Below are 21,804 nucleotides of genomic sequence, written 5' to 3' on the forward strand. Positions count from 1 at the left end.
TCGCGTCAGAACAAACCGACGTCGCGCGAGAAAAGCTCACGGTCTCGCGGATTCGAGATGGCGGCCGCGAGCCTTGCGTGCAGCGCGCCGATGTCCTGCACGCGCGCCGCTTCCCGTTTCGCAAGGATGAGCGCGATGGGGCCGAGATAGACGGCGAGCTTGCGCGCGGAGGCCTGCACGTCCTCCGGAGCAAGCGAACTCTGCGCGTGGCCGGAACGCGAAGCGGACATCGAAGCGTCGCCTGCGAACGCCGCGATGAACTGCGCCCGCGCTTTCTCCGACGGAATGCTCGGCGCGACCAGCGTGACGAGCGCGGCAAGGTCGGTCGCGCGCTGCGCGCAGCGCCGCACGAGCAGTCGGGCGACGGGGCCGATTTGCGCGGCGAGACACGCTTCCATTTGCGCGAGCGTGCCGTCGGGCCATTGCGTGAGCGAAGGGAAAGAATCGCATTGTGACGATGGCGCACGTGAAGCTGCTCGCGCTTCGAGCACCGTGCAATCGTCGTCGCGGCGCGCCGCCGTGCCGGCCGCTTCGCGCAGCGCCTCGGCGAGCGCGGCTGCGGTCGGATAACGCGCCTCGCGTTCCTTGCTCAGCGCGCGCATGAGCACCGCGTCGAGGGCGGGCGGCAGGGCGGGGTTGCAGGAGGACGGCAACGGCGGCGTGTCGTGCATGACCTGCTGCATGACCGCGGCCTGCGATGCGCCCGCGAACGCGCGCTGTCCGGTCAACATCTGATACAGGACGACCGCCGCCGAGAACAGATCCGAGCGGGCGTCGATGGCATCGCCCGAAAACTGCTCCGGCGACATATAGCCCGGCGTGCCGATCATGGCGCCGACCATCGTCAATGACGACGACTCGACATGCGCGATGCCGAAGTCCGTCACCTTGAGCCGGCCTTGCCGGTCGATCAGCAGATTGGCCGGCTTGATATCGCGATGAATGACGCCGCGTTCGTGCGCGAAGCCGAGCGCCGCGAGTAGTTGCGCGAACCAGTCGAGCGCGGTCGCGAGATCCGGTACGCGGCCGCCTTCGAGCACGCTCTTCAGGCTGCGGCCGCTCACGAGTTCCATCACGATGTACGCGGTATCGGCGGCTTGGCCGAAGTCGTAGACCCCGACGATATGCGGATGCGCGAGCCGTCCCGCCGCCTGCGCTTCGTTGCGAAAGCGCGCGATGAGGCTCGCGCTTTCGCCATTCGCGAGCAGTTCGCGCCGAACCGTCTTGATCGCGACGTGGCGCTCGATATCCGGATCGAACGCGCGATAGACGATACCCATCGCGCCCGCGCCGAGCGTCTCGCCGACGCGGTACTTGCCGAGCGAAGTCACGCGTGGTTCGGTAGTCGCCGTCATGGTTCGCTACGCCTCGATCATGCGGAACGCCTCGACGAGGCTCGTCTTCATGCGCGCGAACGATGCCGCGAGCGAAGCGATCTCGTCGCGGCCGCCTTCGTTGAACGTGGCGTCGTCGAGTTCGCCGAGGCTCGCCTGATCGGCGGCACGCGAGAGCGCACGGATGCGGCGCGTCACGAGCAGATGCACCATTGCGTTGAGCGCGAGCAGAAGCAGCGCGAACACGCCGAGCAGCGAGGCGAGGAAGGTGCGCAGCAACGCATCGCTGCGCGCGACGGGCAAAGCCATCGGCACCGATACGAAGTCCGCGCCGATCACCTCGTGCATCGCCCAGTTGAAGCCGTTGTCGGGGCCGTATTTGTCGATGAGCGTGCGCGGCGCGCGCGACGGCACGCTGTGGCATTCCATGCACGCGGCGTCGGTAATGCGGTTGGGGCGCGCGATGTAGAGCGCCTTGCCCGACGGCGTATCGCGCAGTCCGACGATTTCCTTCAGTTCCGGCTTGTCGTGCAGATGACGAATGACGTCCGTTTCCCAATCGGATGCGCGGTCGCGCGGGTTCGTCGGGTTCAGCATGGTCGAGCGATACGAATAGCCGGACAAGTGCTTTTCCAGCGCCATCAGCGTTTCGACGGCGGAGAACGCCGGCACGGATTGCGGCACGAAACCGTACTTGAGCTGCGTCTGAAGCAGCGGCGTGACCTGCGTGGCCGTGTAGTTCTGCGACGCGCCCGCCGCTTCCATGAGCACGCGCGCGTTCTGCACGGTTTCATCGATAGCGGCGCGGCGCAGCAATGCCCGCGCGGCAAGACCAGCGGATGCGAAGCCGATCACGAAGACCGCCAGGAAGACGAGGTTGAATTTGACGGCAAGCGACAGTCTCATGATGGTTCCTCGGATGTGGCTTCGATGGGTGCGTGGATGCGCGCGCGAGGCGGCGCGGACGGCGGGCACAGCACGCGCCGCCATTCGGGGAGTTCGCGCAGGTGCTGCTGCACTTGCGCGCGAAACGGTCGCGCTTGCGCGAGCGGCCTGAAGCGCGCGACGAACGTGCGGCGCAGCGGCAGCGATGCCGTCAGCCAGTCGCCGATGTCCGCGTACGATGCCGTGCGCCCGTCGGCGAGCGCGTCGTCCTTTGCCGCCGTGCGTCGAACGATCGGGCGGAGCGGATCGCGAAACGCCGCGGGCATGGCGGCGATGAACTCGGGCGCGGGGCGCGGTTGCGTCGCCAGCGGCTTGCCGGCGTCGCCCGGCGCGCGCTGCACGTAGCGTTCGCCCGAAACGGGCTGCGGCCGCTCTCCGCGCCCCGTCACCGTCAATACGATGCCGCCGCTTTCGACGAACAGCGATACCGACACCGCGTCCGCATGCACGACAGCGGAGCCGTCGGAGAGCATCGCGCGCCATGCGGTCGTATCGATCGACAACGCGCTCGATGCCAACGCGTGCGTCCGCGTGACCTTGGCCCAGCCGCTCAGCAGCGCAAGCGAGTCCGTCGACGCGGTGGCATCGACGGCGAGGCGCGTATCGGCGGCGAGCGCGGCAAGGGTGCCATCGCCGTATTGAATCTGCGCGCCCGCTTGCGGGCCGGTCGCGAGCAAATCACCCGGCTCCAGCGCCACGGGCGCATTCACGCGATAAACGGTCGTCGCGCGAATCAGCGTGACCGGCCCTTCGGGCGTGAGCGTCGCATGCGCGGCATGCGCAGCCGACGCGGCACAGAGGCACGCCAGCAGCGCGCAGACACGCGGGCATCGCAGGGCAGCGCGAGGGATCATCGTCGTACCTCGTTATGCGTTGAGGAAACCGAGGACGGCCTTGCGGAGCTTCAGGTCCCAGGTCTGTTCCTGCGTGTGGCTGACCGCGAGCTTGAGCAAGCCCTGGATCATCGGGTCCTTCGACTTGAACGTGAAGCCCGAGTCGTCCAGATAGTCGGCGCCCCACACCTTGAGGCTGTCGATGTACCGGCAGCCCGATGCGAAGGCCGCCTCGCTGATGACCGTCTCGTCGTCCTTGAACATCGCGAGAAAGTGCATCTTGTCGCCGCAGATGCCCGAGTTCAGCGTGAGCACGGAGAGCGCCGGTATCGAGACCGCATAGTTCTTGTACCAGCTGTTGAAGGCAACGGGCCGCGTATGCAGCGCATCGCGCTCCATGCGCGCCTGCCAGTGCTTGCGCGCGAGCTCGCAGAACCGTTTGATGCGCCGGATCTCCACCAGCTTCCAGATGGTCTTGGCAAGCGTTTCGACGATGGATACGACGACATCCACGATGGTCGATGCGCCCTGGCTCGCGAACTGCATGCCGAGGCTCGCGCCGCCTTTCACGAGGTCGTACACGCCCGCGCCGATGGACAACTTCATCGCGCGCCGGATGGCTTCGATGATCGTGCCCGGATGCCCGGCAAGCACTTCGACGTCGCGTCCGGCCACCCATTCGCGATACTTGGTAATGCTGCTGTCGACCGTATTGGCGATGCCTTTCGCAATGTCGAGGCCCGCGCCGATGAAGGGCGCGACGCTCGCGAAGAGCTTCGCGCACAGCGTGTCCACGAGCTTGCGCAACAGTCCCGGCATGGTGTCGAGCGCGAAAGCGCCGGGATCGTTGCGAATGTCGGTCACCTTGTTGCGTATCGTCTCCCACAGCTTTTTCGCGGCTTCTTCCACCTTCGCGCGGATCGAGTCGTACAGCCGCCGCGCGGCGCTGCCGAGCGCGGGCAGGCTCACGGTGCCGTTATTCAACTCGTTGGCATCGACGCGCTTCTGGCCCTTGTGCTTCTTGATCTTCTTCTGCACCTGTTCGAGCGCGACGGAAGCGGACTTTTGCACGAGACTGTTATCGAGCACTTCGGCGGCGTGCGATGCCGCGACATTCGATTCAGGCGCGAGCCCGAGACCGGCGTTCGTGACTTCGAACGCGCCGTCGAGCAACACCTGGAACGTGTCGTCCTCGATTTCCATATTGCCGAACAGGTACAGCACGCCTAGCCGCGAATTGATTAGCGCGGGCGTCATGAAATCCATCGCGCCCGCGGCTGCGTCGGTGTCGGCCTGACCGCGTAGCTGCCGGTCGAGAAGCGCGAAGTAGTCCGAATCATTGCGTGAGCTTTCTTTCCAGGCATCGCCGGGTCCGATGGACGCCTTCCAGTTCTCGAAGGCGTTGACGAGTTCGTGGAAGCGATAAGCGGTGTGATTGCGTCCGTAGTGCAGTATCTGCTCGTCGAGGCGCTTGAGCGCCGCGCTGCGAATCTGCAAGCGCGATGACGTTTTGCGCATCCATTTCTCGTAAGAGACGATGTCGGGCAGCCGGGCATAGGAATAAGGCATGAATGGTCTCCCTGCGGTGGAACGAAGCGAACGCTTTCAGCACCAGGTGATCTGATTAAGCTCGACGTAGTGCGTTTCGATCAGGCGGCCGCTGCGGCTGCGCACGTCGACGCGATAGAAGCAGCCGAGGTTGAAGAAGCTCTGATCCATGACATAGATGGCGCGGTGCATGACTGTCTCCGTGTGCGTGCGTTGCGTCTGCGTTCGCTACGAAAACAACGGGCGCGGCTCATTTGTTCCGCGGTGGGCGGGGAGAATATTTGTGAATCAGAGGGAATAGAGGCGCGGGATCGAGTGTTACTTGCGCGTGCGGTCCGGGTCAGGCGAAGACTGGCGGGGCGGCGTAGACAGCCTTGGATGGGGAACGTCGTCTAAAGATCAGACGGAATGTATCCGCCCGGTGACGTTCATCGGCTTGGCGCAGCCATCGGCCACATTGCCAACCACAATGGCGCTATTGAACCCATTGCATTGCCAGTATGACCGCACGGCCGTATCTTCGTCTCCATATCAAGGAGACGCCAATGAAGATCGCTTTTCTCGGGGCGGGCGCACTCGGTTGTGCCATCGGCGCCGCGCTCACCGAAGGGGGCCACGAGACGTGGCTCGTCGATCGTTTCGCGGAACACGTCGAAGCCATGTCGCGCGACGGCCTGCAAGTCGACGATGAGCGCGGCATCCGCCGCGTCAAGGTCCGCGCGACGATGGACCCGGCCGAAGTCGGCGCGGTCGATCTGGTGATCGTGCTGGTCAAGTCGTTCCACACCGATTCGGCGATGCGCGGCGCGCTCGATCTCGTCGGGCCTGGAACGGTCGTGCTATCGCTGCAAAACGGCCTCGGTCACGAAGATGTGCTGAGCGAGATCGTCGGGCGCGAGCGCGTGCTTGCCGGCAAGACATACGTTGGCGGCGTGCTGCGCGCGCCCGGCCATATCCAGTCCGGCGTCACCGGAAAACTCACGATCATCGGAGAGCTCGACGGACAGATGACGAGCCGCGCGAAGGCGATCGCGGACGCGTTCAATAGCGCCGGTCTGACGACCGCCGTCAGCGATAACATCGTCGGCACCATGTGGGACAAGCTGCTGATCAACGTCGCCACCGGCGCGATCACCGGCATCACCGGACTCACCTACGGACAGCTGTACGACGAGCCCCTTCTTAAAGCCACATCGCTTGCGGCCATCGAAGAAGCGATGGCTACGGCGAAAGCCGCGGGCGTTACGCTTTCCATTGCGAGTGCCGAGGACGCCTGGAAGATGGCAGCGGAGGGACTGTCGCCCGCATTCAAGACCTCGATGCTGCAAAGCCTGGAGAAGTCATCGGTCACGGAGATCGACTTTATCAACGGAGCAGTGGTGCGTTGGGGCGAACGCCTCGGCGTGCCCACGCCCGTCAACTCGACGCTGGTCGCTTGCATCAAAGGCATCGAGCGCGCGATGAAGGACCGCCAAACGGAAGGAGCCGCTGCATGAGCGCGCCGAAAGCCTATCTCGAACATGTCGCGATCTGGGTGAAGGACATTCACTGGCATATCCGGTTCTTCGAGCAGGTGCTCGGCATGACCATGCGCGAAGTGGACGGCACTGTGGATGAGCCGCGTCAGTACTGGACCTTCGGCGGCCTGCAGTTCATCAGCGAGCCCCGGTATGAAGGTCCGGAAGGCCGGCTCGCCCATCTCGGCGTGATGTGCGAAGACCTCGATGCCGCACTGCAAGCGGCGCAAGCGTTCGGTGTCAGTGAGATGCCGCAAGGCCGCAACTGGCTACGTCTTCCCGACGGACTCGCTGTCGAACTGATTCAGGCGAAACCGGTAGCGTGCGTCGCGCAGGCGCTGTCGATCAATCCACGCGCGGAGGCATGAGCATGAGCACCATCACCGAAAAGTACTGGGACGACGCGCGCGAAGGCGACGAATGCGTGAGCCCGACGTACACCGTCACGAAAGAGCGCATTCTGGCTTACGCCGATCTCACGGGCGACCATACGCCTGTGCATGTCGATGAAGACTACGCGAACGCGAGCCACTTCGGTTCGATCGTGGCGCACGGGCTCTTCGGCTTGTCGATAGCCGATGGCCTGAAGACGCAAAGTGACTATCGGTTCCTGCCGGGCATGTCGCTCGGTTGGACGTGGGACTTCCTGTTGCCGATCAAGGTCAACGACGTCTTGCATGTCAAGTTTCGCGTCGGCTCGATGCGCGCAAGCAAGAGCAAGCCGCAATGGGGCATCGTCGTATTGCCTTCGGAACTGATCAATCAGGACGGTCACGTCGTCCAGCGCGGGGAGCATCGCCTGATGATTCCGCGCCGTCCGGGAGCGAACTGATGCAAGCACGTCCGTTGGAAGGTATCCGCGTCGTCGATTACAGCCACTTTCTCGCTGGCCCGTATGTCGGCCGATGTCTTGCCGCGCTCGGCGCCGAAGTCATCAAGGTGGAGCGTCCCGGTAGCGGCGACGCAGGACGTCAGCACGCCACGATTCTGGACGATCAGCAAAGCGCCTATTTCCTGCAACTCAACATGGGCAAGCGCGGCGTGAGCGTCAACATGAAGGACCCGCGCGGCAAGGCGTTCATGGAGCGTCTTTGCGATTCGGCCGACGTGTTCATCGAGAACTATCGCCCCGGTGCGCTCGACAAGCTCGGTCTCGGCTACGCTGCGCTGTCAGCGCGCAATCCGGGCCTCGTCTATTGCTCGATCTCCGCATATGGGCATACGGGGCCGGACGCGCATCGCGCAGGCTTCGGTCTCATCGCGGAAGCCAAGAGCGGCATCATGCAGATGATCGGCAACCCGGGCGAGCCGCCGCCGCTCATGCGCATTTCGCTGGGCGACATGTACACAGGCATCCACGCGGTTGCTGCCATCAACGCGGCGCTGCTCGGTCGTGTAAAAAGCGGACGCGGTCAGCACATCGACATGGCGCTGTACGACACGCTGTTTTCGATGCACGAGTACGCCGTGCAGTGTTACACCATGCAGGGCGTCGTTCCCGAGCAGACTGGCCACGATATGCCGACCTCGACGTTGTACGGCGTGTTCCGTGCAGCGGATGGCGACCTCGTGATTGCCGCCCAGGTGGATGATTCGTGGAAGCGGTTCGCCGCGCTCGTCGAAGGTCATGGCGGCCCCGAGGGATTCGGCACGGATACGCGCTTTCACAGCCTGAACGGACGCAACGCAAATCGCGAGGCGATCCTTGCTGTCGTGAAGCCGTGGGTCGCATCCCGGCCTGTTGCCGACGTGTTGGCCTTGCTCGACAGCGTCGATGTTCCGTGCGCGAAGGTTCAGCGCATCGATGAAGTCGTGGCCGATCCGCAGATCGTCGCGCGCGGCATGGTGGTGGAACAGGAGCACCCGCGTCTTGGCAAACTGCGTCTGCCGAATCTGCCGTTCCGTTTTTCCGATTGCGATACGTCGATCGCCGAAGTGGGACCCGACCTTGGACAACACAACGAGGAAGTGGCGCAATCCCTCGGCTTCAGCGCGGCCGAAATCGACGCCCTGCAAACAGACGGCGTGTTGTTCTCGAAGCGGAGCGCGCAATGAGCGACCGGTACGCGGTGATCGGCAACCCGATCGGACACACCAAGTCTCCGCTTATCCACGGTCTGTTCGCGCAAGAGACCGGGCAGGATATAACATACGTCGCTATCGAAGGTCCTCTGAAACCCGAGCACGCCTTCGTCGATACGGTGAGGGAGTTCATCGCTGCGGGCGGCAAGGGCATGAACGTGACTGCACCCTTCAAGCTACAGGCGTTCGCCATGTCAGACGAACGTAGCGAACGGGCCACGCTTGCAGGCGCAGTCAACGCGATGAAGTTCGAGGACGGACGCATCATCGCCGAGAACTTCGATGGCGTTGGATTGGTGAGGGATATCGAAGAGAATCTGCATCAGCCGATGGCGGGCAAACGGGTACTGATTCTCGGAGCCGGCGGCGCGGTGCGCGGCGCATTGCTGCCCTTCATTGCCTCAAGGCCGGGCGAAGTCGTCGTTGCGAACAGGAATGTGGAGAAAGCAGAGGGGCTGGTGGGTCAGGTCATGGCAGGCGACCTACTGCGCGCGTGCGGGTATCACGCCCTCGGATCGATGGGCCAGTTCGATCTGGTCGTCAATGCGACGTCGGCGAGTCTCACCGGGCAACTGCCGCCCGTGCCGTCGAGCGTCTTTAGTCCGACCGGAGGCGCCTACGAACTCGCCTACGGAAAGGGACTCACACCGTTCCTGCGCCTCGCCCGTGATGCCGGCGTTCGAAGCGTCGCCGACGGCGTCGGCATGCTGGTCGAGCAAGCGGCCGAGGCCTTTGCATGGTGGCGTGGCGTTCGCCCGCAGACGCGCGCTGTCATCGATCGTCTGACTGTTCCGCTTACGTGATGCTTTTTAGGGGCGTGGCATATATTCGCAAGGATGCGGGCGATACACGCCGGCCCCGAAACCCACGGAGAGTGACATGGAGAAGACACGCATCGCCGTTGCCGGTGCCGGTTACATCGGTCTCGAACACATTCGCGTGATTCGGGAAAGCACTTCCTGCGTGCTGTCGGCGGTCGTCGATCCCTCGGCAGCCGCGGGCGAGGTCGCGGCCACTGCGGGCGTTCCGCACTACCGGTCGCTCGACGAGCTTATCTCGAAGGACCGCCCCGATGGTGTCGTGCTTGCCACGCCGAATCAATTGCATGTCCCGCACGCGCTGCTGTGCATGCAGGCGGGCTTGCCGATGCTGCTGGAGAAGCCGATTGCTCCGACCGTCGACGAGGCCGAAGCACTCGTTGCCGCCGCCGACCGATACGACGCGTCGGTGCTCATCGGGCATCACCGCGCGCACAGCCCGATCATGACGCGGGCCAGAGAGATCATCGAAAGCGGCGCGCTTGGTCCGCTCGTTGCCGTGATGGGCAGCGCGTTATTCTTCAAGCCCGACCGCTATTTCACAGACGCGCCGTGGCGCAAGGCGCCGGGTGGCGGCCCCATCTTGCTGAATCTGATTCACGAGATCCACAATCTTCGCATGCTCTGCGGCGACATCGTGGCCGTGCAGGCGTTCTCATCGAATGCGACGCGCGAGTTCGAGGTCGAAGATACCGCTGCCATCATCTTGCGTTTCGCGAGCGGCGCACTGGGCACGTTTCTGTTATCCGATACAGCGGCGAGCGCACGAAGCTGGGAGCAGACCTCGCAGGAAAACAAAGCGTATTCGTGGTACTCGGATGAAGATTGCTATGCGATCGCAGGCACGTTCGGATCGTTGTCGATTCCGACCATGCGGCTCAAGACCTACGCGAAAGCGGAGGATCGCTCGTGGTGGAAGCCGTTCGATGTGAGCGTCGCCGACGTGACGCGCGACGATCCGCTCAAGCATCAGATGGAGCATTTCGGGCGAGTCATACGAGGCGAAGCGAGTCCTCTCGTCACCGCGCGCGACGGCTTACAGAACCTTCGAATCACCGATGCGATCGTGACGGCCGCCAGGACGGGATGTGTTGTGGAGACGTCCGTCGCGGCTGCTAAAAACTAGGGCAAAACCATGAAAACGTTTCTGATGCTGCATGGCGTGAATCACAACATGTTCGGCAAGCGCGATCCCGTTCAATACGGAACGGCGACGCTCGCTGACATCGATGCGCAGCTTCACGCGCTGGCCAAAGAACTGGGCGTAACGGTCGAGACTTATCAGACCAACAACGAAGGCGACATGTGCGAGCGAATCCACAAGGCGTTCACCGATCAGGTCGACGGCGTGCTGATCAATGCGGGTGCATGGACGCACTACAGCTACGGCATACGAGACGCGCTCGCGATACTGACCGTGCCTGTCGTCGAGATTCACATGTCGAACATCCATGCGCGGGAAGCGTTTCGCCATCACTCGGTGTTCGCCGAAATCGTGAAAGGGCAGATCTGCGGCTTCGGCATCGACAGCTATTCGCTCGGGCTCCGCACGGTGGTGTCGGCGGCTGCGTGATCGTCGCGGGCATGACGCGCCGCGTTCACGGAAAGGGTATCGGCAAGGCGCAATGCAATGGCTACAATGGCGTCATTGCGCTGGACAATACGCCGTGAGCCCATCCGAACTTCCTGATCTCAAACTGCTTCAGCTTTTCGACCTGCTGTATGACGTGCGTAGCGTCACGCGGGCAGCGGAGCAACTTGGCCAAAGCCAGCCGACCATCAGCATCTGGCTGGGGCGTCTGCGTGAGTATCTGCAAGACCCGCTCTTTGTTCGCACGCCGGGCGGCATGACGCCGACGCCTCAGGCCGACGCGCTCATCGGTCCGTGCCGAGAGATACTCGAATCGCTTCGACGCTTCGCCGCATGGGAAATTTCGTTCGACCCGAGCACCGCCAAGCGCCGCTTTCGCATCTGCATGACGGACGCGAGTCATATCACGCTTCTGCCGCGAATCCTGGCACGCGTGCGCGAGGAAGCGCCGGGTATTCGGCTAGAAGCCGCCCGCATTGATGGGAATACCGAAAGGGCACTGGAGTCCGGTGAAGCCGATCTTGCGATCGGGCATGTTCCTTGGCTCGGCGGCGGTATGTATCAGCAACAGCTGTACATGCAGGATTGGGTCTGCCTGGCCAATCGGAATCACGCGCGGGTGCGCAGCAGGCTGACGCTGAAGCAGTACCGTAGCGAGGGGCATGTGGTCATCGCAGGCGGCACCGGGGCTCAGCAGCTCGAACAAGCCTTATTGCGCGAGAACATCGAACGGGACGTTGTGCTCGAGCTTCCGGGCATGCTCGGGCTGGGATCCATCATCGCATCGACGGATTTGATCGCCACGTTGCCGAGGAACATTGGCGAGACACTCGCCCGAGTCAATGGCATCGCGGTACATTCGTGCCCTCTACCGGTCGACCAGTTCGCCGTGCGACAGCACTGGCATGCGAAGTATCACCACGAGGCAGGGAACCGGTGGCTTCGCTCTATCGTGGCTGATCTCTTTCTCGATAGAAGCTAGTCGCTGGTCTGTACCAGCGTACGCGCATTCTATGATTTGCAGCGATCGATTCGCGGTAAGCCTTCGAAGAATGGATCCGTTCGAGAATGGGGCGGGCTGCTAAGCGTTTGCCACTGCCACGCGACGGCGATCATCGTACCTATTCCTCGTCGCCCCGCTGAGGCGTGCCGGCGTCTTGCAGCATCGTGCCAGTTCTTGCAAAGCGTTCATGCAGTGCGAAAGCCTTCTCCAGACAATGCGGCGTGTGGCCGCCGCGCGCTTGTGCGTCGCGGTAATAGTCGCGCAGCATATCCTGATACAGCGGGTGCGCGCACTTCTCGATCACCGTCAGCGCTCGTTCACGAGGCGCAAGGCCGGTCAGGTTAGCGAGTCCGCGCTCGGTCACGATGACGTCCACATCGTGTTCGTTGTGATCGCAATGCGGCACCATCGGAACGATGCTCGAAATGCAGCCGTCCTTCGCAATCGATTTCGTCGCGAACACTGCATATGATGCATTGCGCGCGAAGTCTCCGGAGCCGCCGATGCCATTCATCATGTGCGTGCCGCCGACGTGCGTCGAATTCACGTTGCCGTAGATATCGGCTTCCAGCGCGGTGTTGATCGCGATGAGTCCGAGCCGGCGAATGACTTCGGGATGATTGCTCACTTCTTGCGGGCGCAGCACGAGCCGGTCGCGATAGCGGTCGAGATCGTTCAGAACCTGTTCCTGGCGTTTGGCGGAGAGCGTCATCGACGCGCCCGACGCGAAGGCGAGCTCGCCGGCATCGAAGAGATCGAAAGCCGAGTCTTGCAGCACCTCGGAATAGAGCGTCAGTGCTTCGAAGGGCGACGCGGCGAATCCCGACAGCACCGCGTTCGCAATGGTGCCGATGCCGGCCTGCAACGGCGGCAAGGTCTTCGGCAGACGGCCGCGCGACACTTCATGCTGAAAGAACTCGACGAGATGACCGGCGATCAGCGCGGTATCTTCATCTGCGGGCAGCACGGTCGAAGGGCTGTCAGGCTGATTCGTGATGACGATGGCCGCGATCTTTTCGAAGGGAACGTCGATGCAAGTGCCACCGATACGATCGCTCGGGCTAACGAGCGGCAGCGGCGCGCGTGAAGGCCGCGGCGCGGGCGACCAGATATCGTGCAAGCCTTCGAGCGCGAGCGGCTGCGCAAGATTGATCTCCACGATGACCTTTTGTGCCAACATCGCAAAGGTCGCCGAATTGCCGACGGACGTGCTCGGCACGATGCCACCCGACTCGGTGATCGCGACAGCTTCGATGATCGCGATATCGAGTGCGCCGAGGCGCTGGTCGCGCAATAGCTCGACGGTCTCCGAGAGATGCTGATCGACGAACATGACGTCGCCGCGATTGATGGCGCGACGCAACGTGGCATCGACCTGAAACGGCAAGCGACGCTCCAATGCGCCAGCTTCGGTAAGAAGGCGGTCGATGTCGTTGCCGAGCGACGCGCCGGTCATGAGCGTAATGCGCAGCGGATCGCTTTCCTCACGTGCGCGGCGCGCTATTTCGAGGGGTACCGCTTTCGCATCGCCGGCGCGGGTAAAGCCGCTTGCGCCCACGCGCATGCCATTGCGCACGAGCCGCGCTGCATCGGCTGCGGATGTGATCTTTGCGCGTAGCGCGGCACTACGAATGCGGTCTTCGAACATCGGTATCTCCACCAACTCTGCATGAACCACGCGCTCGCATGCGCCTTCATCGTGACCGGTCACTGCTGTCGGCGCCGGGATGCGATTCTTTTAGCTACGATTATTCGAGCGCCATCGCGCTTTAACTGCCGCCGAAAAAGACCGTGCAATAACTCGCCGGGCCAACGCACGATTGCGACTGATTCGACGGCTGGTTCGTGGACTGAATCGAAGACTGATTGGCGTTACTGTTAGCAGCGGGCGCGGACGTTTGCGCCATCGCGAGCGATGCGCCCGATACCATGATTGCAGCGACTACGAATTTAAGCGACTTCATCGAACTCTCCTTGGGACTTACCGCCGGCGTGAATTGCCTCGGCAATGGAGACACTATAGGCAGCCAGCTTCGGGCGATAAATCGTCGCGCACGGAAGGCACATTTCCATGCCGAGGAAAGATCGGTTCAGCGGGAAGCGCCAAAAGTCGCATCCGAATCGATCAGCGCGCCGCGTATGAAATGCAGGCACGCCAGAATGCGGCGTAGGTCGCGCACGCATTCGCCGCCATCCACGCTCGACGCTTTCGCGCACTCGACGAGGGCTTCCGCCGCGAAGATCGACCGCACTACAGAGTTGATCGCGCGCCGAAGCGACGCACTGGAGGGCATGCGAAAGAGCATGGCGACTTCGCGAAGCATGAGCGCCACGGATGATGCCCATGTGAGACGAATGGGCGGTGGAATCGCATCGACGTCGAGCGCCGCTTTCAGCGTGCGCAGATCGATCATCGCCTGTCCTACTTCGAGCGTGACGAGCATCCACGCCAATGCGCGACGATGTCCTCGCGAAGACTGAGCGGAAAGCGCCAACAGTTGAGACATCAGATCATGCGTGCCCGAATGAAAGCGTTCGCTCAGGGAAGCCAGAGGGCCTTCGCAGGCGAGCGCGGCTTGCGCACGCAACGCGGCAAGTGTCTTGCCGACGAGCCACGGCGTATGCGGCGGCACGAGAATGGCGCATGCCGCCGACGTGACGAGCATCGAGACAAGAATGGCAATGCCGTTGTTCAACAGCGTGGCCGGGTCATAGACGATGACGTTATCGGGCGCTGCAAGCAGGCAGAAGAAGACGCAGAATCCCACGCCGTAACCCGCTGTCGGCCGGCGCATCGCAATGAAGGTGCCCAACGCGAGCGGTGTGGAAAGCATCGCGCAAAGCAGCGGGAAGCCATCTATCGCGGGATAGACCCGGCACAAGAAGACATAACCGATGATCATGGCGCCCGCCGTTCCCACAGCCATCTGCGCAACGAAACGCGCCGGCCGCGCCGATGCCGATGACAGCCCGCAGGCCAGCGTCGCGCCGATCAGCGCCAATCCGCCGCTCGGCCATGCAGTGGCGATCCAGAAGGCCGCGACGGCCGCCATCACCATCGCCGTGCGGGCGAATGTCGTGGCGACCACGAAGCCGTCCGTGTTCGCGACGTAGTGCGCGAGCGGCATGTCATCGCGCTGACCTGCGGACAGTGCCGCGCGCAGTTGCGCTATGCGGTCCATGTCGCCGATCAATCGTTCGAGGAGTTCCGCGCATGTGACGACGTCGATCTGCGATGCATGCGGCAGGCGCGCCGATAGCGACGTTCTAAAGCGCATCAGAGCGTGCCGGTCGCAATCGGTCGAATCGAGCAGATCTGCAAACTTACTCAGGCAGGCCGCGAGCGCGGGGCACGCCATATCGGCGCGCAGCCGCTTGATCGACTGGTCCAGCGCATGAAGCCGCGCGCACGCATTCATGAACGCGTTATTCAATTGCGAGAGCAGCATGCGTTGAGGACGCAACGCGGGATTCTCATACGCCGCGAGACGCCGGGTTGCTTCGAAGCCGACGATATCCGCGACCAGTCCGGCGTAATGGCGCTCGCGCGCGCTTCGCTTGAGGCGGCCGCGCAGTATCTCTGCGGTAAGCGTCCTGAATGCGGCCTCGCGTTGCGCGAGCGTCGCAGTGAGTTTCGCGCTTGCATGCCGCGGTAGAAGCAACGCACTGACTAAGCCCGAGCACACGATGCCGAGCATGACTTCCGCGCCTCGCGTGAGCGTCGCGAGCAGAAGCTGACCGGGGGCCGTCACGAGCGGCACGCCGATCAACGCAGCCGTATAGCCCGCTAGCGCCCAGCCGTACCAGCGATACTGCCGATATCGCACCGCCAGCGCCGTGCAGGTCGCCACCCATATCGTCAAGCCGATGGCATATAACTCCGCTTGCTGCACGCATGCGGCGCCAAGCACGAGCGCCGCGACCATGCCGAGCAGCGTGCCCGCGAAGCGATAGACGCTCTTGGCGAGCACCATGCCTGAGAATGGCTGCATCAGGACGAAGGTCGTCGTCATCGCAATGCGCGGTTGCGGCAACTCGAGACGCATGGCGAGACCCATTGCGAGAAACGCCGCAATGAGTGTCTTGGACAGATGCAGCCACAGCGCGCCATCCGTCGCGAGCCAGTCGCGCAAGCCGTCGAAAACATCTCGCGCGAAGGGGGCGCGCTCGCCCGGCCGATCCATGAACGACATGCTGTTGCCCGCTGCTTTCTTCGTGAAGGCTGCGATTCTAGACAGCGCGCGTCAGCCGATTAATGAGGGAATCAGGGAACATTCTTTCCAGAAACAATAACAATAGGTCTAACTATTAAGCGGACAATAGTGACCTTCTGGCAACTGTGACGTTTTGATGGACACCCTACAGAACATGCGGGTATTTGCCCGCGTGATCCAGACCGGCAGCTTCACCGCCGCTGCGCAGTCGATGAACTCGACGACCGGCGCCATGTCGCGCGCCGTATCGGAACTCGAAGCGCATTTGCGCACGCGCTTGATGAATCGCTCGACGCGGCGTCTTGCGCTCACATCGGCAGGCGAGCGTTATCTGAAGCGCGTCGTGCAGATTCTCGCGGACATCGACGGGGCGGAAGAAGAAGCGAGCTGCGCGCACGAGCACCCGTCGGGCACGCTACGCATGTTCAGCTTCGCGAGCGTAGGGCAGCACTATATTCTTCCCGCCATCGCCCAATACCGCGCGCTGTATCCGGACGTGAAAGTCGAACTAACGCTGTCGCAGCGCATGCCCGATCTCTTCGAAGGCAGCAGCGACGTCGCGGTCGTGTCGGCAGCCGCGCTGTCCGATTCGGAAGTGATTTCACATCGGCTCGGCAGTACGTTCAGCATTCTGTGCGCGTCGCCCGAGTACATTCGCGCGCGCGGCGCGCCGATGCAGCCCGCCGACCTCGCGGACCACGATTGCCTCACCTTGCAGACGCCGGCATTTCCCGCGCGCGAATGGACGCTCGAAGGTCCGCAAGGCCGGGAGACCTTGCAGATCAGCGGGCCGGTGCAGGTGAACATCGCGGAGTCGCTGGTGGTGGCGATTCGCGAGGGCATGGGCATCGGCATGCTGCCGCTCTATGCCGCAATCGACGGCTTGCGCAACGGTTCGCTCGTGCGCGTGCTGCCGCAGCATACCCTTCAGTCCACGAATCTCTATGCGCTCTATGCGTCGCGCAAATTCATCGATGCAAAGACGCGTACGTGGGTGGACTTCCTGCGTGCGCATCTTCCCGGCGTGATCGCCCGCGATGAAGCCGCGCTTGCCGAGATCATGCAACGCGATGCGTCAGGCGGTGTCGCGCTGCCGATGACTCAAGAGCTCGCCGCGCAGGTGAGACACTAGGCGCTTCGGTCTCGCTCGCTTCGCCGCTTTCTCTCGCCGGATGACTTGCGCTCGCGTTCGAGCGAAGGCGAGCGCTCGGTCAGCAACGCTGCATCGTCGTTAAGAGCAGGCGCCGCCGCCGCGAACTGCCGCCGATAGTCGGCCGGTGTCGTGTGCCTCGCGGCCTTGAACTGGCGATTGAAATTGGCGACGTTCGCGAAGCCCGAGCGGGCAGCGATGACCGCAACGGGAAGCGACGTGTCGGCGAGCATGCGGCACGCGTGCCCGAGGCGAACACGGGTGATATAGCGTCCGACGCTCTCGCCTATATGCTGCACGAAGTACCGCGTGAGCGTGCGCTCCGACAAACTGGCCGCTGCGCAGAGTTCCGACAGCCGCAGCGGTTCCGCGAAACGCGCATCGATCATCGAAAGCACGCGGTTGATGCGCTCCGGTTCATGGCCGGACGGCCCCGTCGTCGCCTGATCGAAGGCGCTCGGTGAAGCGAGCGGCCGGCCGGGCGCGTCGGCGAGCGTGCAGAGAATATCGAGTGCCGCGCTCAGCCGTTCGCGCGCCACGTTCGAAAGCAACGCGTCCAGACGGCCGCGCATCCATTCACCGGCGGGCGGCTCGAACGCGAGTCCGCATGCGGCTCTGCGCAAGAGCCTGCGCAGCGGCTCGTATTCGCGGCAGCAGTCCGCCATGCGCCGCGCCCAGTCGCCGTCGAACCAGATTACGATCGCCACTTGCGGCGAAGAGGGCTCAATAGAGCGGTTCGACGCCCACGTATGCGGCAGATCGGGCGGGACCAGGACGAGATCTTCCGCGCCGTAGTCGTTGACCGCGTCCCCGATGTAGCGCTTGCCATGACTATTCATCGTCAGGGTTAACTCGTATTCGGGGTGGTGATGCCACTCGAACGGAATACGCGGAAGCCGCCGATGGTAAACCCGGACCGAACTATCTTCGCCGAACTCGACATGCTCGTATGCAGGTTTCATGGCCGAAAGCGCAAATGAATCGACTGGATAGTATCACTCGGTTGCAAGTACGCGTCATATGCTATCGCCACGATGAACCACAAGGGGACAAGCATGGCGCTCGTAATCGACGACGTGCCGGCCGCAATCCGGCAGGCAAAAAAGGAGCTTCGCGCGGCGTTGCCGAACTACCGGGAGGTCTTCGCCGAAGTCGAAGAATCGATCGGCGCAGCGGCAAAGCGAATCGCAGCGCAGCGCGATCGCGGAGAAAACGTCATTCCGGAGATTCAATTCTCCGACATCATTGAACAGCGCGTGACGGCCGAACAAATCGCGCTCGTCAAATCGCGCGGCGCATGCGTGATACGTAGCGTTTTCCCGCGCGCGCAGGTGCAGCAATGGGATGACGATATCGCGCAATACGTCGAGCGGAATGATCTCGACAAGCGCCTTGAAAACCGCGCCGAGGACAAGTACTTCGGTCAGCTGGCTTCGAGCAAGCCGCAGATCTACGGCGTGTACTGGTCGAAGCCGCAAGTGCTGGCCCGTCAGTCGGAATCGCTGACGGCGGCGCGCGTCTTCCTCAACAAGCTCTGGCGGAACGAAAGCGACGGACGCGTTCACTTCAATCCGGAACATGTGCCCGTCTATGCGGACCGTCTGCGCCGGCGGCCGCCGGGTTCGGCATCGCTGGGCTTGTCGGCGCATTGCGACGGCGGCTCCGTCGAGCGCTGGATCGAAAGCAATTTTCGCAAGGTGTATCGCCACGTGTTCTCCGGCAACTGGCGCGAGTACGATGCCTTCGACGCCGCTTTCCGCACCGATGTACAGGAGATCGCGTCTCCCGCCGTCTGCTCGATGTTCCGCACGTTTCAGGGCTGGACGGCGCTGACGCCGCAAGGCCCGGGCGACGGCACGCTGCAACTCGTGCCCATTGCCAACTCGATGGTGTATATCCTGTTGCGCGCGCTTCAGGACGATGTCGCCGACGACGACCTGTGCGGCGCGATGCCCGGTCGCGCGCTTTCGATCAAGCCGGAGTTTCATGCGCCGCTGTTCGAGGCGTTGTCGTCCATTCCCAAGATGGAAGCGGGCGACACCGTGTTCTGGCACAGCGACGTGATTCATGCCGTCGAGGACGAGCATCGGGGCGCGGGCTATAGCAATGTGATGTATATCGCCTCGGCGCCGTCGTGCGCCAAAAACGACGCGTATCTGAAGCGTCAGTTGCCGAGCTTCCTAAAAGGCGAAAGCCCGCCTGATTTTCCGACGGATCATTTCGAAGTCGACTTCATCGGCCGCGCGACGGCCGACGATTTGACTCCACTCGGCAAGGCGCAACTCGGTTTCAATCTGTAGCTGTAGTACCGGCATGCATGCGCGGTCTCTCTGATCGCGCATGCGTCGCTCGATCCATAACGATAAATTCGGAGACTGCAATGAAACAACAACTGACGTCGGTTGCGACGGCTGTCGCGCTGCTTGTCTCGGGCACTCATGCTGCTCTCGCTGCAGAACAGGTTTCGGTGCTTCACTGGTGGACCTCGGGCGGTGAATCGAAAGCCATTCGGGTGCTCAAGGACGACATGAGCAAACAGGGCTATGAGTGGAAAGACTTCGCGATTGCAGGAGGGGCGGGCGCGGCGGCCATGACGGCGCTGAAGACGCAGGTAATCTCGGGCAATGCGCCTTCGGCCGCGCAGATCAAGGGGCCGCTGATTCAGGACTGGGCCGAGCAAGGGATGCTGGTCACGGTGGATGCGCCTGCGGCTGACTGGAAAGCGCACACGCCCGCGCTAATCGATAGCGATATAAAGGCGGGTGGTCACTACGTGGCCGCGCCATTCTCTGTCCACCGGATCAACTGGCTGTGGATCAACAAGGCGGATCTCGACAAGGTAGGCGGCACGCCGCCGACGACATGGCCGGAGTTCTTCGCGCTCGCCGACAAGTTCCGCGCCGCGGGTATCACGCCGGTCGCGCATGGCGGCCAGCCGTGGCAAGACATGACGATCTGGGAGACGGTCGTGCTGTCACAGGGCGCGGACTTCTATCGAAAAGCGCTCGTCGATCTCGATCAAAAGACACTGACATCGCCGCAAATGATTCAGGTGTTCGAGACCGTTCAGAAGATCCGCTCTTACTTCGACAAGGGCTACCAGGGCCGCGACTGGAACCTCGCCACCGCGATGGTCATTTCCGGCTCGGGCGGCATGCAGTTCATGGGCGATTGGGCGAAGGGCGAATTCGCCAATGCCAACAAGAAGGCGGATGTCGATTATGTGTGCGCGGCCGCGCCTGGCACGTCGAACGCCTACACGTACACGGCGGATGCCTTCGTGTTCTTTCAGCAGAACGGCAAGAAGGACGCGACACCGGGACAGGTCGCGCTCGCGAAGACGATCATGTCGGTCGATTTCCAGCAGCAATTCAGCCTCTATAAAGGCTCGATTCCTGTCAGGCTGGACGTGCCGATGGACAAGTTCGACAGTTGCGCCAAGAAGTCTCGCGCGGACGAGCAGGCGACGATCAAGACGGGCGGGTTCTTGCCGTCGCTCGCTTTCGGTGAACTTCAGTCGCCGGTCACGGCTGGCGCAATCACCGATGTGGTGACGAACTTCATGAACTCGAACGAGGATGCGAAAGAGGGCGTGCGCAAGCTCGCCGCTGCCGCGAAGGTCAAGTAAGCGACGCGCAATCTCACTCACAACAGGAGACAGACTTGAATCCAGTCGCCAAAAGAAAATGGCCGCGCTCGGGGCTCGAAACAACGGTGATGGGCTTCGGCGCCGCGCCGATCGGCAACATCTTCAGGCCGATCAGCGAAGAGGATTCCGCGGCTTTGATTAAGGCCGCATGGGACGCGGGCGTACGCTACTTCGACACCGCGCCGATGTACGGACATGGCCTGAGCGAAGCGCGCTGCGGGCAGGCGCTGCGCTGGTATCCGCGTGACCAGTTCGTGCTGTCGACGAAGGTCGGCCGCCTGCTCAAGCCGGGCAAGCGCGCCGACATTCAATTCGCGCCGTGGGTCGACGGCCTGCCGTTCGACATCGCTTTCGACTACAGCTACGACGGCACGATGCGGTCTATCGAAGACAGTCTGCAACGTCTCGCGCTGGAGCACATCGATATTGCGCTGATTCACGACATCGATGTATTCACGCACGGAGAGCGCCAGCCGGAGATGTTCGAAGCGGCGATGGCGGGCGCATCGAAAGCACTGCTCAAGCTACGCGACGAAGGCGTCGTGAAGGCGGTCGGGCTGGGCGTCAACGAATGGCAGGTCGCTCAAGAAGCGATTCGCCGGCAGGACTTCGACTGCCTCCTGCTGGCTGGGCGTTACACACTGCTCGAGCAGGACGCGCTGGACGGCTTTCTGCCGCTGTGCGAAGCAAGACAGGTGTCGGTGGTTCTCGGTGGAGGGTTCAACAGCGGTATCCTCGCCACCGGCGCGATACCGGGCGCCAAGTACAACTATGCGCCCGCGCCCGAAGCCATTCTGGAGCGCGTACGCCAGATGGAGCAGGTATGCCGGGATTTTTCGGTGCCGCTCAAAGCCGCTGCACTGCAATTCGTTCTTGGGCATCCTGCGATACCGACCAGCATCCCGGGAGTGCGCACGGTCGCGCAACTCGAAGACAATCTGCGGACCTTCCGCACACAGATACCCGCGGATTTCTGGGCCGAGCTTAAACGTCGCGACTTGATTCGACACGACGCGCCGACGCCGGATTAGCAGTTGACGTCAGGGCGCGCTGCCATTTCATGCTCAACGTCGCACCGATAAGCAGGCTGGATGCGGCGCACGTGTCAGACAGCACGCGC

20 protein-coding genes are annotated in these 21,804 nt (G+C 62.8%); 12 read left to right on the top strand and 8 right to left on the bottom strand.

Going from position 1 to position 21,804, the window contains the following annotated elements; all coding sequences use genetic code 11:
- Nucleotides 1-5 precede the first annotated feature (5 nt).
- Genes NCR34_RS25300 through NCR34_RS28100 form a run of 5 tightly spaced genes read right to left on the bottom strand, consistent with a single transcriptional unit; the run spans nt 6 to nt 4,852 of the window.
- Nucleotides 6-1,355 carry a serine/threonine-protein kinase gene (locus tag NCR34_RS25300; RefSeq protein WP_248323898.1) on the bottom strand — a complete coding sequence of 450 codons (1,350 nt, stop codon included), beginning with the start codon at nt 1,353-1,355 and terminating at the stop codon, nt 6-8.
- Between the two features lie 6 nt (nt 1,356-1,361).
- Nucleotides 1,362-2,240, bottom strand: coding sequence for a c-type heme family protein (locus NCR34_RS25305; protein WP_250501230.1), 879 nt, complete (start codon nt 2,238-2,240; stop codon nt 1,362-1,364).
- The gene (locus NCR34_RS25310; protein ID WP_248323900.1) at nt 2,237-3,133 is read right to left on the bottom strand and encodes a FecR domain-containing protein; all 897 of its coding nucleotides are present in this window, start codon (nt 3,131-3,133) and stop codon (nt 2,237-2,239) included. Before NCR34_RS25310 ends, NCR34_RS25305 begins: the two co-directional genes overlap by 4 nt.
- Nucleotides 3,134-3,145: 12 nt before the next feature.
- The gene (locus NCR34_RS25315; protein ID WP_250501231.1) at nt 3,146-4,681 is read right to left on the bottom strand and encodes a hypothetical protein; all 1,536 of its coding nucleotides are present in this window, start codon (nt 4,679-4,681) and stop codon (nt 3,146-3,148) included.
- 36 nt (nt 4,682-4,717) lie between these two features.
- On the bottom strand, nt 4,718-4,852 hold the full coding sequence (locus NCR34_RS28100) for a hypothetical protein (protein WP_256465423.1): 135 nt from the start codon (nt 4,850-4,852) through the stop codon (nt 4,718-4,720).
- 353 nt (nt 4,853-5,205) lie between these two features.
- On the opposite strand from NCR34_RS28100, the gene NCR34_RS25320 reads away from it, so the two are divergent.
- The 8 genes from NCR34_RS25320 (at nt 5,206) to NCR34_RS25355 (ending at nt 11,650) form a co-directional block, all read left to right on the top strand.
- Entirely contained in the window at nt 5,206-6,156 is a 951-nt protein-coding gene (locus NCR34_RS25320; RefSeq protein ID WP_248323902.1) for a ketopantoate reductase family protein, read from the top strand.
- Complete coding sequence (locus tag NCR34_RS25325) at nt 6,153-6,545, top strand: VOC family protein (RefSeq protein ID WP_248323903.1); 393 nt, start codon at nt 6,153-6,155, stop codon at nt 6,543-6,545. The genes NCR34_RS25320 and NCR34_RS25325 overlap by 4 nt, the downstream gene beginning before the upstream one ends.
- Before the next feature lie 2 nt (nt 6,546-6,547).
- Nucleotides 6,548-7,009: a MaoC family dehydratase gene (locus tag NCR34_RS25330; protein ID WP_206470018.1), complete on the top strand. Its 462-nt coding sequence runs from the start codon at nt 6,548-6,550 to the stop codon at nt 7,007-7,009.
- Nucleotides 7,009-8,232, top strand: a complete 1,224-nt coding sequence (locus NCR34_RS25335; protein WP_248323904.1) for a CaiB/BaiF CoA transferase family protein — start codon at nt 7,009-7,011, stop codon at nt 8,230-8,232. The genes NCR34_RS25330 and NCR34_RS25335 overlap by 1 nt, the downstream gene beginning before the upstream one ends.
- Complete coding sequence (gene aroE / locus NCR34_RS25340; protein WP_248323905.1) at nt 8,229-9,062, top strand: shikimate dehydrogenase; 834 nt, start codon at nt 8,229-8,231, stop codon at nt 9,060-9,062. The genes NCR34_RS25335 and aroE overlap by 4 nt, the downstream gene beginning before the upstream one ends.
- 76 nt (nt 9,063-9,138) lie before the next feature.
- Entirely contained in the window at nt 9,139-10,203 is a 1,065-nt protein-coding gene (locus tag NCR34_RS25345; protein ID WP_248323906.1) for a Gfo/Idh/MocA family protein, read from the top strand.
- 9 nt (nt 10,204-10,212) lie between these two features.
- Nucleotides 10,213-10,650 carry a type II 3-dehydroquinate dehydratase gene (gene aroQ / locus NCR34_RS25350; protein WP_248323907.1) on the top strand — a complete coding sequence of 146 codons (438 nt, stop codon included), beginning with the start codon at nt 10,213-10,215 and terminating at the stop codon, nt 10,648-10,650.
- 94 nt (nt 10,651-10,744) lie between these two features.
- Nucleotides 10,745-11,650, top strand: a complete 906-nt coding sequence (locus NCR34_RS25355) for a LysR family transcriptional regulator (RefSeq protein ID WP_248323908.1) — start codon at nt 10,745-10,747, stop codon at nt 11,648-11,650.
- Between the two features lie 139 nt (nt 11,651-11,789).
- Here NCR34_RS25355 and scpC read toward each other — a convergent pair whose 3' ends face one another.
- Together scpC and NCR34_RS25365 are read right to left on the bottom strand one after the other, a co-directional pair.
- Entirely contained in the window at nt 11,790-13,319 is a 1,530-nt protein-coding gene (gene scpC / locus NCR34_RS25360) for a succinyl-CoA:acetate CoA-transferase ScpC (RefSeq protein ID WP_250501232.1), read from the bottom strand.
- Nucleotides 13,320-13,761: 442 nt separating this feature from the next.
- Nucleotides 13,762-15,864 carry an FUSC family protein gene (locus NCR34_RS25365; RefSeq protein WP_250501233.1) on the bottom strand — a complete coding sequence of 701 codons (2,103 nt, stop codon included), beginning with the start codon at nt 15,862-15,864 and terminating at the stop codon, nt 13,762-13,764.
- 157 nt (nt 15,865-16,021) lie between these two features.
- Here NCR34_RS25365 and NCR34_RS25370 point away from each other — a divergent pair, with 157 nt between their 5' ends.
- Entirely contained in the window at nt 16,022-17,017 is a 996-nt protein-coding gene (locus NCR34_RS25370; protein WP_248323911.1) for a LysR family transcriptional regulator, read from the top strand.
- On the opposite strand, the gene NCR34_RS25375 is transcribed toward NCR34_RS25370, so the two are convergent.
- Nucleotides 17,014-17,997 (bottom strand): helix-turn-helix domain-containing protein, encoded by a 984-nt coding sequence (locus tag NCR34_RS25375; protein WP_248323912.1) that lies wholly within the window; start codon nt 17,995-17,997, stop codon nt 17,014-17,016. The two genes, NCR34_RS25370 and NCR34_RS25375, sit on opposite strands and share 4 nt — an antisense overlap.
- 93 nt (nt 17,998-18,090) lie before the next feature.
- On the opposite strand from NCR34_RS25375, the gene NCR34_RS25380 reads away from it, so the two are divergent.
- From NCR34_RS25380 to NCR34_RS25390, 3 genes are all read left to right on the top strand, one after another.
- A complete protein-coding gene (locus NCR34_RS25380; protein ID WP_248323913.1) occupies nt 18,091-19,335 on the top strand; it encodes a DUF1479 domain-containing protein in 1,245 nt (414 codons plus the stop codon).
- A gap of 80 nt (nt 19,336-19,415) precedes the next feature.
- Complete coding sequence (locus tag NCR34_RS25385; protein WP_248323914.1) at nt 19,416-20,663, top strand: ABC transporter substrate-binding protein; 1,248 nt, start codon at nt 19,416-19,418, stop codon at nt 20,661-20,663.
- 35 nt (nt 20,664-20,698) lie between these two features.
- Nucleotides 20,699-21,715: an aldo/keto reductase gene (locus NCR34_RS25390; RefSeq protein WP_248323915.1), complete on the top strand. Its 1,017-nt coding sequence runs from the start codon at nt 20,699-20,701 to the stop codon at nt 21,713-21,715.
- Nucleotides 21,716-21,804 lie beyond the last annotated feature (89 nt).

The sequence above is a fragment of the Caballeronia sp. GAWG1-5s-s genome (genome assembly GCF_023631445.1).
In the GTDB taxonomy this organism is placed as follows: Bacteria; Pseudomonadota; Gammaproteobacteria; order Burkholderiales; family Burkholderiaceae; genus Caballeronia.

Coding starts and splice junctions, on each gene's coding strand:
- NCR34_RS25325 (WP_248323903.1), top strand. CDS start 6,153: ATGAGCGCGCCGAAAGCCTATCTCGAACATGTCGCGATCTGGGTGAAG.
- NCR34_RS25330 (WP_206470018.1), top strand. CDS start 6,548: ATGAGCACCATCACCGAAAAGTACTGGGACGACGCGCGCGAAGGCGAC.
- aroE (WP_248323905.1), top strand. CDS start 8,229: ATGAGCGACCGGTACGCGGTGATCGGCAACCCGATCGGACACACCAAG.
- NCR34_RS25305 (WP_250501230.1), bottom strand. CDS start 2,240: ATGAGACTGTCGCTTGCCGTCAAATTCAACCTCGTCTTCCTGGCGGTC.
- NCR34_RS25385 (WP_248323914.1), top strand. CDS start 19,416: ATGAAACAACAACTGACGTCGGTTGCGACGGCTGTCGCGCTGCTTGTC.
- NCR34_RS25300 (WP_248323898.1), bottom strand. CDS start 1,355: ATGACGGCGACTACCGAACCACGCGTGACTTCGCTCGGCAAGTACCGC.
- NCR34_RS25315 (WP_250501231.1), bottom strand. CDS start 4,681: ATGCCTTATTCCTATGCCCGGCTGCCCGACATCGTCTCTTACGAGAAA.
- NCR34_RS25380 (WP_248323913.1), top strand. CDS start 18,091: ATGGCGCTCGTAATCGACGACGTGCCGGCCGCAATCCGGCAGGCAAAA.
- NCR34_RS25310 (WP_248323900.1), bottom strand. CDS start 3,133: ATGATCCCTCGCGCTGCCCTGCGATGCCCGCGTGTCTGCGCGCTGCTG.
- NCR34_RS25370 (WP_248323911.1), top strand. CDS start 16,022: ATGGACACCCTACAGAACATGCGGGTATTTGCCCGCGTGATCCAGACC.
- aroQ (WP_248323907.1), top strand. CDS start 10,213: ATGAAAACGTTTCTGATGCTGCATGGCGTGAATCACAACATGTTCGGC.
- NCR34_RS28100 (WP_256465423.1), bottom strand. CDS start 4,852: ATGCACCGCGCCATCTATGTCATGGATCAGAGCTTCTTCAACCTCGGC.
- NCR34_RS25335 (WP_248323904.1), top strand. CDS start 7,009: ATGCAAGCACGTCCGTTGGAAGGTATCCGCGTCGTCGATTACAGCCAC.
- NCR34_RS25365 (WP_250501233.1), bottom strand. CDS start 15,864: ATGTCGTTCATGGATCGGCCGGGCGAGCGCGCCCCCTTCGCGCGAGAT.
- NCR34_RS25345 (WP_248323906.1), top strand. CDS start 9,139: ATGGAGAAGACACGCATCGCCGTTGCCGGTGCCGGTTACATCGGTCTC.
- NCR34_RS25375 (WP_248323912.1), bottom strand. CDS start 17,997: ATGAAACCTGCATACGAGCATGTCGAGTTCGGCGAAGATAGTTCGGTC.
- scpC (WP_250501232.1), bottom strand. CDS start 13,319: ATGTTCGAAGACCGCATTCGTAGTGCCGCGCTACGCGCAAAGATCACA.
- NCR34_RS25320 (WP_248323902.1), top strand. CDS start 5,206: ATGAAGATCGCTTTTCTCGGGGCGGGCGCACTCGGTTGTGCCATCGGC.